Below are 14,261 nucleotides of genomic sequence, written 5' to 3'. Positions count from 1 at the left end.
TGTTCTGGTAGCTCTCTTGGTCGATCGGGCCGACATGTTTGAACCGGATGACGCCGTCATTATCAACGACAAAGGTTTCCGGCACGCCGTAAACGCCCCATTCGATGCCCACCCGACGATCCCGATCCGCGCCGATCCGATCGTAAGGATTGCCAAGCTCGGCCAGAAACGCCCGGGCGTTTTCCGCCGGATCGTCATAATTGAGCCCATAGATTTCGACCGGTTCGTTTGCCAATTCCATAAGGAACGGATGTTCGGCGCGGCAGGGCACACACCAGGACGCAAAGACGTTGACGATAACGACGCCATTGCCGGCGAGATCGGCCGCTGAAAATCCGGGCTGGCCGTGCCCCTCGACCGAGGCGAGATTGAATTGTGGTACCGGTTTGTCGATGAGCGCGGAGGGCACAAAGCTCGTCGAGCGCCCCATCTGCGAAGCAAACACCGCCAGAAGAGCCGCAAGGATAATGAGCGGCAAAACCGCCAGGCCGATCCTGACCGATGGTTTCATTTCTGCCTGCGCGCCTGCCGCGCCGCTTCGAGCATAGCCACCCGCGCCTTGGCCGACCGCGCCGAAATCACGGTCCAGCCGATCAGCGCACCGACAACGACAATCGTGCCGGCATAGGCTGCAGTGATAAATTCCCAATGCTGGCCCAGATCGATCATGCACCTTCTCCCGCGCGGGCCTGCGCCAACTCGAGCGAGCGGATGCGACGCTTGGTGACTTCGGTCCGCATGCGCACAAGATGCAGAGTCAAAAACAGCAGAGAAAACGCCAGCGTCATCACGAGCAGCGGCACGAGGATCGAGCCATCGACCGTCGGACCATCGGTTCTGAACACGGACGCGGGCTGGTGCAGGGTCTGCCACCAATCGACGGAAAACTTGATGATGGGGATATTGATGGCGCCCACCAAAGTCAGCACCGCAACGATCCGAGCCGCCTTGAGCTGATCGTCAAACGCCCGCCACAGGGCGATAAGGCCGAGATAGATGAACAGCAGGACCAGCGTCGAGGTCATGCGCCCATCCCATTCCCAGAACGTGCCCCATGTGGGCCGGCCCCACATCGAGCCGGTGAAAAGGGCAAGCGCGGTAAAGGCGGCACCAAGAGGAACGGCGGCCTTCTGGCTGACATCGGCCATGGGATGGCGCCAGACCAGCGTGCCGATGGCCGAAAAAAACATCACGGCGTAACAGAACTGGCTCAGCCAGGCGCTGGGGACGTGCACATACATCATGCGCACTGTGTCCCCCATCTGATAATCGGCCGGCGAGGCAAGGAACGAAAAATAGAGCCCCACCGCAAAGGCCAGCCCGGTCCCGACAGAGAGCGGAACGACGAGATGGCGCGACCACCCCATAAACATCCCCGGATGGGCGATGCGGGTGAACCATCCCGGCTCGGCGGGTTTGGGTTGGGTCTGAACCATCTATTCCCCGGAAATCTTCAGCGCCAGCGCCGCGGCGAACGGTGCAAGCGTTACGCTTAAAAGACTGATCGCGCCGAGCAGCAGCAGGGCCTGGGCCGATCCGCCCAGCCGCGCCACGTCGAACGCACCGGCACCGAAAATAAGCACTGGCAGGCTCAGCGGCAAGACAAGAACCGGTGCAACCAGCCCCCCACGCTTGAGGCCAACTGTCACAGCAGCCCCGATGGCGCCGAACGCAGCCAGCGCCGGCGTGCCCAGCGCCAGCGAACAAACGGCCAGCCAGAACCCCTGCCCATCAAGCCCCAGCATCAGGGCCAGAATGGGCATCGCCACAATCAGTGGCAATCCGGTGAGCAGCCAGTGCGCAACGAGTTTTGCGGCGACCACCATCTCGAGCGGGACGATACCATGGCGGAAAACGGCCAGGCTCCCATCGTCGAAATCGCCGCGAAACAGACGTTCATTGGACAAGAGCTGCGCCAGAAGCGCCGCTACCCAGATAATGGCGGGGGCAAGCTGGGCAAGAAGCGGACGGTCGGGCCCAACGGCGAACGGCATGAGCACGCCAACAATGACAAAGAACAGCACGAGGGTGAGAATGTCCCCACCCTGGCGCAGACCGAGCCGGAGGTCGCGAGCGATGATTGCGCCCAGAACCTTCATTGCGCCGATCCGCCCAATTCGAGCGTCTTCACATTGCCGTCAACGGCGATGTCGAGGTGGGTGGCAATGACCGCCAGCCCACCTTGTTGCAAATGACTGGAAATCAGCGCACCGACCCATGCCGCGCCGGCGGTGTCGAGCGCACTGGTCGGCTCATCGAGCAGCCAGAGCGGGCGGCGAACGGCAATCAGGCGCGCCAACGCCAGGCGCCTGGTCTGACCGGCAGAAAGAAGCCCGGCATCTATGCTGCCCAATTCTCCCAGCCCGGCCCGGGACAAGGCGGTTTCGACATCGGCTGGTTCTGCATCGAGCACATCGGCCCAGAATTTGAGATTCTCGGCGACGCTGAGTCCCGATTTTATGGCCGGTGCATGCGCGACATAGTGCAGATGCCCGTATTTCGGAGCCTCGGGATCGGTTTGCAGATATTCTATGCGCCCCGCAACGGGATCCAGCAGCCCGGCCAGAGCCATCAGCAATGTGCTCTTGCCGGCCCCATTGGGCCCCCGCAGCATAAGCGCCGTTCCCGCCTCCAGCGAAAAGCTCAACGCTGTCACAATGGCCCGCCCGCCCCTGCTCAGCGACAGGGCGTTAACGCCAAGCCCGGTTTCCGGCATGCGGGAAAGCCCTTCAATGTTCATGCCAAAGCTCTATTGAACCAAAGTCCGGGCTGGCAAGTGCAAATTGGATTCATTATAGAGAGGGCGAAAAAGGCGGGGGAGAAGTTATGCTTTCTCGCTTCATGCCTCCGGACGAGCCGGTGGCCATTGCAGCGTCGCATTGTTTTCGACGCGAAATTGGCCGTTTGGCCCGGTCTCAATCGGGGGTACCCGCAACCTTATTGAGACAAGGCGGACCGCGTGACCGAGACATCCAATAGCTTTAAGACCAAGACGAACCTCACCGTTGGAAACAAGGCCTATACGATCTTTTCGCTCGCCGAAGCAGAAAAGAACGGACTGGATGGCATTTCCCGCCTGCCCCATTCATTGAAGGTGGTCCTCGAAAACCTGCTGCGTTTCGAAGACGACCGCACCGTCAAGGCCGCCGACATCAGGGCTGTAAAGGCATGGCTCGACGATCGCGGCCGGGCCGGGCACGAAATCTCCTACCGCCCTGCCCGCGTCCTGATGCAGGATTTCACCGGCGTTCCCGCCGTTGTCGATCTGGCCGCCATGCGCGATGCCACCGCAAATCTCGGTGCGGATCCCCAGAAGATCAACCCGCTTGTCCCCGTCGATCTGGTCATCGATCACTCGGTGATGGTCGATTATTTCGGCACCCCCGGCGCGTTCGAGCAGAACGTGACGCGCGAATATGAACGCAATGGCGAGCGCTATGAATTCCTGCGTTGGGGTCAGTCGGCGTTTGAAAATTTCCGCGTCGTGCCTCCCGGAACCGGCATCTGCCACCAGGTGAATCTCGAATATCTGGCCCAGACCGTCTGGACGAAACAGGAAAACGGCGAGGAAATCGCCTATCCCGATACGCTTGTCGGCACCGACAGCCACACCACGATGGTCAACGGACTGGCCGTCCTTGGCTGGGGTGTAGGCGGCATCGAGGCCGAAGCTGCAATGCTCGGCCAGCCCATTTCCATGCTCATCCCCGAAGTGATCGGGTTCAAGTTCACTGGCAAGTTGCCCGAAGGCACGACAGCAACCGACCTTGTGCTGCACGTCGTCGAAATGCTGCGCAAGAAGGGCGTGGTCGGAAAATTCGTCGAATTTTTCGGCGCCGGCCTCTCCAACCTCTCGCTCGAAGACAAGGCAACCATCGCCAACATGGCGCCCGAATATGGCGCGACCTGCGGCTTCTTCCCGATCGACAAGGAAACCATCAAATACCTCACCGATTCGGGCCGCGAACCCGATCGCGTGGCACTGGTCGAAGCCTATGCCAAGGAACAGGGCATGTTCCGGGCCGACAATGACCAGGATCCGATCTTCACCGACACGCTCGAACTCGATCTTTCCACCGTCGTGCCCTCGCTGGCCGGTCCCAAGCGCCCGCAGGATCGTGTGGCCCTGACCGACGCTTCGACCGCGTTCGTCAAGGCACTCGAAGAGATTGCCGGCGGCCGCAAGGTTTCGCCCGAGCCCGACTCCAAGGGCGATTCGCGCTATATCGATGAGGGTGCCACCGGCGTCCATGATACGCCCGAGGACAACGAAAACCATGGCTATGTCGTCAATGGTGCGGACTATCGGATTTCCGATGGCGATGTGGTGATTGCCGCGATCACCTCGTGCACGAACACGTCCAATCCGTCGGTGCTGATCGCTGCCGGCCTCGTGGCCCGCAAGGCACGCGAAAAGGGATTGAAACCCCAGCCCTGGGTTAAGACATCACTGGCTCCCGGTTCGCAGGTCGTCACCGAATACCTCGAAAAATCCGGCCTGCAGGAAGACCTCGACGCCATGGGGTTCAACACTGTCGGCTATGGGTGCACCACCTGCATCGGCAATTCCGGCCCGCTCGATGAAAACATCTCCAAATGCATCAACGACAACGATCTGGTTGCCGTCTCGGTGCTGTCGGGGAACCGTAACTTCGAGGGCCGCGTCAACCCCGACGTGCGCGCCAACTATCTCGCCTCGCCCCCACTGGTTGTCGCCTATTCGCTGCTCGGTAAAATGACCGGCGATATTACCACCCAGCCGCTCGGCACCGGATCGGACGGACAGCCCGTCTATCTGAAAGACATCTGGCCCACTTCGACTGAAGTGGCCGACGTTCTGCGCTCGGCGATTTCGGTGGACATGTTCAGGCGCCGCTATGGCGATGTGTTCAAGGGCGACAAGCGGTGGCAGGAAATCAAGGTCGACGGTGGGGAGACCTACAAGTGGAACTCGGCGTCCACCTATGTTCAGAACCCGCCCTATTTCGAGGGCATGACCATGGACCCCAAGCCGGTGACCGACATCGAGAACGCCCGGGTTCTTTCGATCTTCCTCGATTCGATCACCACCGATCACATTTCCCCGGCCGGCTCGTTCAAGTCGGGCACGCCTGCCGGCAAGTACCTGATGGAACGCCAGGTCAAGCCAATCGACTTCAACTCGTTCGGCGCGCGTCGCGGCAACCACGAAGTGATGATGCGGGGCACCTTTGCCAATATCCGCATCAAGAACCAGATGCTCGATGGCGTCGAGGGTGGCTTTACCAAGTCGCCTTCGGGCGAAGTGGTACCGATCTATGACGCAGCCATGGAATACAAGGCTCAGGGCACCCCGCTGGTGATCTTTGCCGGCAAGGAGTATGGAACGGGCTCGTCACGCGACTGGGCGGCAAAGGGCACGACCCTGCTCGGCGTTCGCGCCGTAATTGCCCAGAGCTTCGAGCGTATCCACCGCTCCAACCTGGTCGGCATGGGCGTCCTTCCGCTGGTCTTTAACGAGGGCACCTCATGGCAGTCGCTCGGTATCACCGGCGATGAGACGGTTTCAATCCGCGGATTAACGGAAATCGAGCCGCGCCAGACGCTTGAACTCGATATCACCTTCGGTGACGGCCGAAATGAAATCGTGCCGGTTCTCCTGCGCATCGATACGCTGGACGAACTCGAGTACTATCGCCATGGCGGTATCCTGCAATATGTGCTGCGCAACCTCGTCGCCGCATAAAAGGCATCGAAACGATAAACAAAGGGCGGCCTTCGGCCGCCTTTTTTTGTTACCCGAAATCGAGAAGGCTTAGAGCCGTTCAGGATTTGATTGAATCAAATCCTTGGCTCTAAGCCCTTGTTTTGTCGCGTGTCCGAACCGCAAAACCGTTTCCACTTTTGCTGGACATGCTCTAGATGCCGAGCACCATCTTGAGACCGATAAGGCCGAGAAAGATCAGGATCATCCGATCGAAGGCGGTCTGACTGAGCTTGCCCGAAAGCCATTGCCCGACCGGCATGAACAGGAAGGTCGGGATTAGCGCAAACACCCCTTGCAGCAGCCATTCAGGGCGCAGAACGCCAGCCACCCACAGCGAGGGCGCCTGAAAAGTGGCCAGAACCATAAACATCGCTGAAACCGCATAAACATGCGCGTTGCGCTCGAACCGCATGGCATGAATGAAGGTCACCCCGATCGGCGCGGAAATGCCCGTCGCCCCATGCAGGAGTCCCGCCCCCAGGCCAGCCGGCATGGCCCAGCGTTTCGCCGCCTCCGGGCCGACTATAAAGTGCGGATTCAGGACCCGCAGCCCCAGATAGCCGAGCAATAGGATGCCCAGGGTCAGCGCCAGTCCCCGTTCAGGGGTCGCTGTCAAAAACCAGGTTCCGCCGATCACCCCGACCACGCAAAGCGCCAGCATGGATGGAAGAAATCGCAATCGCGCATCGCCCCTGGCATGCCGAAAGCGATAGAGCTGAAAGGCGTTGGAAACCAGGATGGGGATCAGCAGCACGGCAATGGCATGCTGTAGCCCGAACGTCGCCGCCAGGAAGGGGACGGCGATAAGCGGCATTCCCATCCCGGTGGCGCCCTTGGAGATGGCGCCGGCACCGACCGCGGCAAAAATGATGGCGAGTGTGATGAAATCCATGGAAAGGCAAAGTCCGGGACAAGAAGGGGAGGTGGCGTTCTTGCTAGACCAGTTGCCTGTCCGAAACAATCGGACTTTGATAGGCGCAGCGTAAGCGGTCAGCGGGACCTGACCTCGGGCGCCTCCATGAGATGTCGCTCGACCTGACGCAAATGCTGATACATGGCACGGCTGGCGCCATCGAGATCGCGCTGCTCGATGGCCGCAATGATCAGATCATGTTCCGCAAAGGAATGGTGATCGTGCGGGGGGCGGTCCGAGCTGGACCGCAACAACCCCCAGACCACCGCACGGCGCACCGCGTTCAGTGCATCGAAAAGCGCCAGCAACAATCGATTGTCGGTTGCCTCGGCAATGCACCGGTGAAACTCGTTATCGGCCGCTTCATATTGCCGCCAGGTGCCCGCCCTGTGCGTCCTTTGGATACAGCGATGCATGGCCTCCACATGACGTGAGGTCGCGTTGAGCGCGGCCTCCCGGGCAATAATCGGTTCGATCAGCAGGCGGGTTCGCATGACTTCGGCCGGATTGGTTTCCCTGTCGATCTCCGCAAGGCTGAGCACTTCGATGGCCCGGCTGCCGGTGAACGTGCCCTTGCCCACATGGCGCCAGAGCTGGCCCTCCGCTTCCAGCGTCGCCAACGCCTTGCGCAGATCGGCCCGCGAGACGCCAAGCTGTTCGGAAAGCTCACGTTCCGCTGGCAGCCTGGTATCGGGCGGAAAGTTGTGACGCGTCAGCCAGGCCCGCAATTGAACCAGTGTCGCGCCGTTCCCCTCTTCGATTTCCTGCGTATCGTCAGCCATCAGCACCTCGAAACCAATTGTAATTGGTTTGATACCTAAGACAGGTAATTTCGGCAAGTCAATCCGCTTTTCGCAGCCAATTCCGCAAACTTTCTGGCGCTGCCACCTTAGCGGGCTCTGCCTGTAGCATTATTATGCATTATTTTTCAGCTATTTATGTCTGATGCGAAGCCCTCAAACACGACAACCCACGAGACATTGACGTTAAACCAATTTCGTGAAAAAACTAAACCATTCTGGATTTGGTTGCGGCAAGGAGGGCTGTTTCCTGAACCGGAAGCCGATTTTCACAAGGGAGGAGAAACTTATGAAGATCACGCGCAGACTGTTTACCATCGCCAGCGCCGCAATTGCCCTGAGCATTCCGTTCGGTGCCGTGCCGGCTCTGGCCCAGAATGCCCCCATACGGGTGGCCATGGGCGACATTGCCAGCGTCGAAAGCCTCGGATTGCTCGTTGCCATCGAGCGCACCAAGGAACGCGGCGTGCCCATGGAATTGACGTTCTTTAACTCTGAAGATGTCGCGACCCAGGCGGTCGTCGGCGGGCAGGCCGATATCGGAGTTGGAGCGCCTTATGCCTTCATCCAGAATTCGAACGCCCCGATCCGCATGTTCTACCGCATGACGACGCTTCTGTTCTTCCCTGTCGTCAATTCAGAGGTTTATTCGAGCTGGGCCGACCTTGACGGCGAGGAAATGACCGTGCACTCGCGCGGATCGGGTACCGAGGCCCTGATGCGGCTCATGGAGCAGAACGAGGGCATAGCCTTTTCCAACCTCAGCTATGTTCCGGGCGCCGAAGTGCGGGCCGGCGCCCTGTTGCAGGGCACGATCAATGCCACGATCGTTGACGCGGCCTCCATGCGGCTGCTCGAGGATCAGGCGCCCGGCAAATTCATGCAGCTTCCTGTCGAAGGTGTAAATGCCACCGACGAGGCGCTCTACGCCAACATAAGCTTCCTCGAAAGCCGCACCGATGATCTGGCGGTGTTCGTCGAGGAGCTGCTCGGCACCTGGCAGGAGATCAACGAAAATCCTGCAATGGTGGCCGAGTGGCGGACGCAATACGACCTGCTGCCCGATCTTCCGGCCGAAGCGGCTGGTGACATCGAGCAGTTCTACACCGAAGCGGCCGAAGGCGGCGTATTGCCGCTTGGCGGCGGCATGCCCGAGGACGTCATCGACGATCTCGCTTTCCTCTCGGCGGCCGGTCAGGTCGAAGCCCCCGACGGGGATGTGGATGTCTCGATGTACTGGGACTTCAGCGCCCTGGACGCTGCTCGCCAGTAGGTAAGGATGAGCGTGCGGGGGAGAAAATCCCCCGCGCGATTCCATCGGTCAAACACACCCAGGTATAATCATGTCGACACTGAACACGGCCGACGCCGCACTGCTGCACAACCGGACAGACGCACCCGGTTTCGCCTCGCGCCTGGCCCAGATCCCGCTGATCTGGAAACTGCTTTCGGTGGCTCTTTTCGCGCTGGCCTGGGAAATGGCCGGCCGTTCGGGCTTCAACTTTTCCTTCCCCACGTTTTCGGCGACTGTATCTGCCTTTTGGGAAATGGTGGTGGACGGCTCGATGGGCATGGCCTATCTGCGCACCCTCGAACCGCTGCTCATTGGGCTCGCTTTTTCCCTGATCGTGGGGGTGACGATGGGCGTAGCCATGGGCCTGCGCGAAGACGTCGAATGGCTCGCCCTGCCCATATTCATCGTCATGCAAGCCGCCCCCATGGCGGCACTGATCCCGCTGGTGACCTTTATCTACGGCATCAGCCTGACGGCCAAGGTGATCGCTGTGGTCATGCTCGCCATGCCGGTTATCACAATCAATTCCTACAAGGCGGTGCGAAACGTCCCCGGATCGCTGGTCTCCATGTGCCATTCCTTCATGGGCACCCGCCGCCAGCAGATCTGGTACGTTGTGGTTCCCGCAGCCAGCCCCATGATGTTCGCCGGATTGCGGCTCGGCGTTGCCGAGGGCTTTTCCGGTGTGGTCCTCGCCGAATTGCTGATCACGCCGACCGGCATCGGCGATCTGATCACCTTCCACCGCTCGGTGGCCAATTTTGCCCATATGTACGCGACAATCGCTTCCATCGTGTTGTTTGCGGTGATCGCCGTGGGCCTCCTGCAATGGGTCGAAACACTGCTGTTCCGCCCGGAAAAACGGAGTGTGAAATGAAAATCGCGACCCCCGATATGCTTGAAAAAGGAGCTTCCCCAGTGGGGGCATCCAGCAAGATCATCGAAGTCAAGAACGTCTCGAAAGTCTACGGAACCGAGGTCGTGGCCCTCAAGGACATCAATCTCGATTTCCAGACCGGGCAGCTCACCAGTCTGCTCGGGCCGTCCGGCTGCGGCAAGACCACCCTGCTCAAGATCATTGCCGGACTGCTACCGGCGACACAGGGCGAAGTGCTGGTCAACGGCAAAAAAATTTCCGGACCCGGACCCGAGCGGGCTTTCGTCTTTCAGGATTTCGCGCTGCTGCCCTGGGCCAGCGTTCTCGACAATGCCGCTTTCGGCCTCAAAATGCAGGGCATGGGAAAATCCGAGCGCGAGGAGATCGCCAACCATTATATAAGGGAAGTGGGCCTTGATGGTTTCGAAAAAAGCTATCCCCACCAGCTCTCTGGCGGCATGCGCCAACGGGTCGGCCTGGCCCGCGCCCTCTCGGTCAATGCCGAAGTCCTGTTGATGGACGAGCCCTTCTCGGCCGTCGACGAGCAGACCCGGCGCAAGTTTCAGGAAGACCTGATCCGTCTGCGCGAAGTGGAGAAAAAGACCTTCATCTTCGTGACCCATTCCATCGAGGAAGCGGTCTATGTTTCCGATCGCATCATCCTGCTTTCGCCGCGCCCCGGCCGGGTGTCCGAGATCATCGACCCCGACATCCCCGGCGATATCGGTCCCGATGAACTGCGCCGCAACGAGGTCTATCTCGAAACGGTCGAGAGCATCTGGCACGGCATCAAGAAATATGTGGAGTGAGCCATGACAATCAATGGTTTCAAACTCCCCAAGATGGCTGCGCTGGTCGTCTGGCTGGTGGTCTGGGAACTGGTCGGGCAGTTCGACCTGCTCATGCTGTTCCCGCCCTTCTCGTCGGTGCTGATGGCCATGGGCGAGGTGGTGACCTCGCGCAGCTTTGGCAATGCGGTCTGGATCACCCTTTCGTGCTACGCGATGGGCATGGGGCTGGCGTTGGCCGTCGGCATCACGATCGGCGTCCTCATGGGCCTGTTCAAGCCGGTCGACGACATGCTCAACATGTGGGTCAACGTTTTCCTGTCAGCGCCCCTCTCGGCGCTGGTCCCGATCTTCATGATCCTGTTCGGATTGGGCACGCCGACAGTTGTCGTTACCGTTTTCATGTTCGCCGTCTGGATCATTGTGCTTGATACGAGGGCCGGGGTCCAAAACATTTCCCCCTCGCTAATGGAAATGTCCCATTCCTTCGGCGCCAACCGCTTCGAACGCGCCAGGATCGTGCTTTTTGCCGCATTGCCGGAAATTCTCGCCGGTATCCGGCTCGGCATGATCCGCGGCGTCAAGGGCGTCGTCATCGGCCAGCTTCTGGTCTCGATCATCGGGGTTGGCGCCCTGTTCGCGCTCTACCAGCAGAACTTCCTCATGTCCCACTTCTGGGCCCTGATCGTCCTTTTATTCACCTTTGCCCTGACCATGGCGGACCTGATCGGCCGACTGGAAAAGCGCATCGAATACTACGCACACGTTAGGAGTTGAAATAATGAACGAGAGTGCACTTAAACCCGCCGGCGCCAACTTCGTCGTCGCCCCCAATCCGGTCCCCACCCTTCCGGTTGAAGGCACATCGGATGTCTTCCCGGTCAACCGGATTTTCTGCATCGGCCGCAACTATGCCGCCCACGCCGTTGAAATGGGCCACGACCCGGACAAAGAGCCGCCTTTCTTCTTTTTCAAGCATGGCGGAGCGGTGATTTCGGATGGCACTTTCCCCTATCCCACCGAAACTTCCGACGTGCACCACGAGGTCGAGATGATCGTGGCTCTGGGCAAGGGCGGCACCGATATCGCGGTCGAAGACGCTCTCGATCACGTCTTTGGCTACGGCGTGGGCCTTGATATGACCCGCAGGGATCTGCAAGCCGACGCTAAAAAACTTGGGCGTCCCTGGGAAGTGGCCAAGAGCTTCGAGGCCTCGGCGCCTTGTGGGCCGCTGGTTCCTGCCAGCCGCATCGGTCACCCCGATCAGGGGGCAGTTGTCCTCAAGGTCAATGGCGAAACGCGCCAGCAAGGCGATCTCAACCAGATGCTCTGGAAAGTACCAGAGATGATCTCGATCCTTTCGCGCTTTTTTGCCCTGCAGCCCGGCGACATCATCATGAGCGGAACCCCATCGGGCGTCGGCGCCGTCTCCCGCGGCGATATGATCGCGGCAAGCGTCCAGGGGGTAGGTGAAATAAAGATCAACGTGGTCTAATAGGGATCGGGCGGAGCGCGACCATGTGCGCGCTCCGCATATTTTCGGGCAATCAGGGGACAAAAGCTATATGTTGAACGTCGATCCGGGGCAGGCTCTTTTCCTGCTCGTCACCCTGCTGGCCACCGGCGCAATCGCCGGCGTCATATCGGGCCTTCTGGGCGTCGGCGGCGGCATTGTCATCGTGCCAGTGCTGTTCTTTGTCTTTCTGGCGCTCGATGTATCCGAGACCGTGCGCATGCACGTTGCGGTCGGCACCTCACTTGCCACCATCATCTTTACAGGCTTTATGTCTGCGCGCTCGCACTGGAAGCGCGGAAGCGTCGATACGAGCCTGCTGCGCAGCTGGGGACCTTGGATCGCCTTTGGCGTCGTTGCGGGAACGGTGATCGGCGGCAACGTCTCGGGCACCGTGCTCACGCTCGTGTTCGCCGCCATCGCAGCGCTTGTGGCGATCAACATGGCCTTCAAGCCGGCCGACTTGGCCAAGCCCCGCCCCATGCCGGGCACACCACTCAAGCAGATTCTTTCAACGACCATCGGGCTGATTTCGGTGATGATGGGCATCGGCGGAGGGACGCTGGCGGTCCCGATCCTGTCCTTTTTCACCTATCCGATCCGGCTTGCAGTCGGCACCGCCGCAGCGATCGGGCTCATCATCGCCATCCCCGGCACGATCGGCTATGCGCTGTTCGGTCTCGGCGTATCCGGTCTGCCGCCATTCTCGCTCGGCTATGTGAACCTGGCAGGCCTGGTCGCCATCATTCCCACATCCATGCTGACGGCGCCGCTGGGCGTCAAACTGGCCCACGCCATTCCGCAACTGGCCCTGCGCTGGTGTTTTGCCGGATTTCTGGCCATCACCTCGATCCGCATGATTACCAGCATTTTCTAGGGCAGGACAAAGCCAGCCAAACAAAAAGGGCCTGTCGGCCCTTCGTTTTCAGCAGTCCGCAGGTCGGCCTTGTGGCGACCTATCGGGTGTCTGCGGCATTGCGCGGTTTCTGAAAATCCCGGACCGGCTTCGGAAGCCTCAGCGTGACGGTGACGCGCTCGGTGAATCTGCCGGTAGCCTGGACGCAGTATTGGGTTGGGCGATGATGCTCAGCGGAGCCGTATCGCGGTCACCGAACGCAACGGCAAAGCGGGGAAAGGCGACGGCGCTGAAGCGTCCGCTGCGTTTCGATGAAACAGGAAAAGCGATCACTTTGCTCAACATATGCATCAGCTTCATCCTTTTTTGGGTTACGCTCTGGGCAAGGGGTAGGCTTTGTCCTTGTAGAGCGCGGTAATCTGATCGGCTCCGAAGCGTCGTTCCTCGGTTTCAAGAATAGCGCCGGCCAGAAGTTCGGACGGCATTTCCTCCATGAGATAGCGCAACGCCTTTGCCGTGCTGTCAAAGCGGCGGTAGCGAACCGTGCGGAACCGCGTCGAGCGCTTGCCCGGATAAAGTTCTGCGCTGGCCGTATAATCAAATCCGTCGATGTTGGTTTTCATTGTGCTTTCTCCGGCGTCATTCGCCGTTGTCGGGTCGCACCCCGTCATAAAGGCGCTGCGCCGTCTGAACGGCTCTCAATTTACGCTCGCGATCCAGAAGGACCTGGCGAATGGCCGCAAATTGCCCGTTCTTTTCAGTAACCGAGATTGATCGGACCTTGCTCTCGGCAACCTCAAGAGGTGTCTTTATCACTGGCTTTTCGCCTTGAAGGCCGGGGCCGAAAACTCAGCCCCGGCGAAATCGTCAGGAAACCTGCAGATTTACTGCTGATGCCTTGCCGTCACGGCCATTTTCCAGCTCATAGCTGACAGCCTGACCTTCGGCGAGACCCGAAAGACCGGCGCGCTCCACCGCTGAAATGTGGACGAAGGCGTCCTTGCTGCCGTCAGAAGGCGAGATAAAACCAAAGCCTTTGGTGGCATTGAAGAACTTAACGGTACCGTTGATCATGAAAGTGTCTTTTCGTGTGGCCCGGTCCAAAGCGGACATACGGGCGTGTTTCCGGCCCGCAACACGCGGATCGGATCTAGAACGTTCGCAAAAAATCAGGAGATGTTCCTGCACCGGCGCGCCGGTGCAGGGAAAGCCAATGATCGGCCGAAAACGTACTTCTATATATAGGTAACTGCCGTCCGATAAACAAGGGCCGACAGGATCAAGGCACGATCACACACCAAAGGACCGCCTGGATCCATGGGGCAGCACTATCGCATTGCCTGAAGTAGCGTCAGCCTTCCCCTAATCCGGAAAAGCAAAAAGGGCCTTTCGGCCCTTTGATCTCAAGGCTTTCACGCCTTGGAATTTTTGGAGCGGGCGATGAGATTCGAACTCACGACCCTAACCTTGGCAA

16 protein-coding genes are annotated in these 14,261 nt (G+C 59.7%); 7 read left to right on the top strand and 9 right to left on the bottom strand.

Going from position 1 to position 14,261, the window contains the following annotated elements; all coding sequences use genetic code 11:
• The 5 genes from AACZ55_RS11680 to ccmA all read right to left on the bottom strand — a co-directional run.
• A partial coding sequence (locus AACZ55_RS11680; RefSeq protein ID WP_339646257.1) for a DsbE family thiol:disulfide interchange protein occupies nt 1-511 on the bottom strand: 511 nt, incomplete at its 3' end.
• Nucleotides 508-669, bottom strand: coding sequence for a heme exporter protein CcmD (gene ccmD / locus AACZ55_RS11675; protein ID WP_338608437.1), 162 nt, complete (start codon nt 667-669; stop codon nt 508-510). The genes ccmD and AACZ55_RS11680, both read right to left, overlap by 4 nt.
• The gene (locus AACZ55_RS11670; protein ID WP_339646255.1) at nt 666-1,436 is read right to left on the bottom strand and encodes a heme ABC transporter permease; all 771 of its coding nucleotides are present in this window, start codon (nt 1,434-1,436) and stop codon (nt 666-668) included. Before AACZ55_RS11670 ends, ccmD begins: the two co-directional genes overlap by 4 nt.
• Complete coding sequence (ccmB, locus tag AACZ55_RS11665; protein ID WP_338608435.1) at nt 1,437-2,099, bottom strand: heme exporter protein CcmB; 663 nt, start codon at nt 2,097-2,099, stop codon at nt 1,437-1,439.
• Entirely contained in the window at nt 2,096-2,740 is a 645-nt protein-coding gene (gene ccmA, locus AACZ55_RS11660; protein ID WP_339646253.1) for a heme ABC exporter ATP-binding protein CcmA, read from the bottom strand. The genes ccmB and ccmA overlap by 4 nt, the downstream gene beginning before the upstream one ends.
• 219 nt (nt 2,741-2,959) lie before the next feature.
• Here ccmA and acnA point away from each other — a divergent pair, with 219 nt between their 5' ends.
• Nucleotides 2,960-5,725: an aconitate hydratase AcnA gene (acnA, locus tag AACZ55_RS11655; RefSeq protein ID WP_339646251.1), complete on the top strand. Its 2,766-nt coding sequence runs from the start codon at nt 2,960-2,962 to the stop codon at nt 5,723-5,725.
• Nucleotides 5,726-5,897: 172 nt separating this feature from the next.
• On the opposite strand, the gene AACZ55_RS11650 is transcribed toward acnA, so the two are convergent.
• Both AACZ55_RS11650 and AACZ55_RS11645 read right to left on the bottom strand, forming a co-directional pair.
• Nucleotides 5,898-6,638, bottom strand: a complete 741-nt coding sequence (locus tag AACZ55_RS11650; protein ID WP_339646249.1) for a sulfite exporter TauE/SafE family protein — start codon at nt 6,636-6,638, stop codon at nt 5,898-5,900.
• Between the two features lie 98 nt (nt 6,639-6,736).
• The gene (locus tag AACZ55_RS11645) at nt 6,737-7,441 is read right to left on the bottom strand and encodes an FCD domain-containing protein (protein ID WP_339646248.1); all 705 of its coding nucleotides are present in this window, start codon (nt 7,439-7,441) and stop codon (nt 6,737-6,739) included.
• 307 nt (nt 7,442-7,748) lie between these two features.
• Here AACZ55_RS11645 and AACZ55_RS11640 point away from each other — a divergent pair, with 307 nt between their 5' ends.
• The 6 genes from AACZ55_RS11640 (at nt 7,749) to AACZ55_RS11615 (ending at nt 12,808) form a co-directional block, all read left to right on the top strand.
• Entirely contained in the window at nt 7,749-8,732 is a 984-nt protein-coding gene (locus AACZ55_RS11640; RefSeq protein ID WP_339646246.1) for an ABC transporter substrate-binding protein, read from the top strand.
• Between the two features lie 70 nt (nt 8,733-8,802).
• Complete coding sequence (locus tag AACZ55_RS11635; RefSeq protein WP_338608429.1) at nt 8,803-9,630, top strand: ABC transporter permease subunit; 828 nt, start codon at nt 8,803-8,805, stop codon at nt 9,628-9,630.
• A gap of 17 nt (nt 9,631-9,647) precedes the next feature.
• On the top strand, nt 9,648-10,439 hold the full coding sequence (locus AACZ55_RS11630) for an ABC transporter ATP-binding protein (RefSeq protein ID WP_339646259.1): 792 nt from the start codon (nt 9,648-9,650) through the stop codon (nt 10,437-10,439).
• A 3-nt stretch (nt 10,440-10,442) separates the two neighbouring features.
• Nucleotides 10,443-11,195, top strand: coding sequence for an ABC transporter permease subunit (locus AACZ55_RS11625; RefSeq protein ID WP_338608428.1), 753 nt, complete (start codon nt 10,443-10,445; stop codon nt 11,193-11,195).
• Nucleotides 11,196-11,199: 4 nt separating this feature from the next.
• Entirely contained in the window at nt 11,200-11,913 is a 714-nt protein-coding gene (locus AACZ55_RS11620) for a fumarylacetoacetate hydrolase family protein (RefSeq protein WP_338608427.1), read from the top strand.
• A 70-nt stretch (nt 11,914-11,983) separates the two neighbouring features.
• Entirely contained in the window at nt 11,984-12,808 is an 825-nt protein-coding gene (locus AACZ55_RS11615; RefSeq protein ID WP_338608426.1) for a sulfite exporter TauE/SafE family protein, read from the top strand.
• A 350-nt stretch (nt 12,809-13,158) separates the two neighbouring features.
• On the opposite strand, the gene AACZ55_RS11610 is transcribed toward AACZ55_RS11615, so the two are convergent.
• Both AACZ55_RS11610 and AACZ55_RS11605 read right to left on the bottom strand, forming a co-directional pair.
• Nucleotides 13,159-13,410 (bottom strand): hypothetical protein, encoded by a 252-nt coding sequence (locus AACZ55_RS11610; protein WP_338608425.1) that lies wholly within the window; start codon nt 13,408-13,410, stop codon nt 13,159-13,161.
• A 244-nt stretch (nt 13,411-13,654) separates the two neighbouring features.
• Complete coding sequence (locus AACZ55_RS11605) at nt 13,655-13,861, bottom strand: cold-shock protein (protein ID WP_338608423.1); 207 nt, start codon at nt 13,859-13,861, stop codon at nt 13,655-13,657.
• Between the last annotated feature and the right edge of the window lie 400 nt (nt 13,862-14,261).

This window comes from uncultured Pelagibacterium sp. (assembly GCF_963972885.1).
Taxonomy (GTDB): domain Bacteria; phylum Pseudomonadota; class Alphaproteobacteria; order Rhizobiales; family Devosiaceae; genus Pelagibacterium; species Pelagibacterium nitratireducens.
This window is presented reverse-complemented; position numbering and strand designations above follow the sequence as displayed.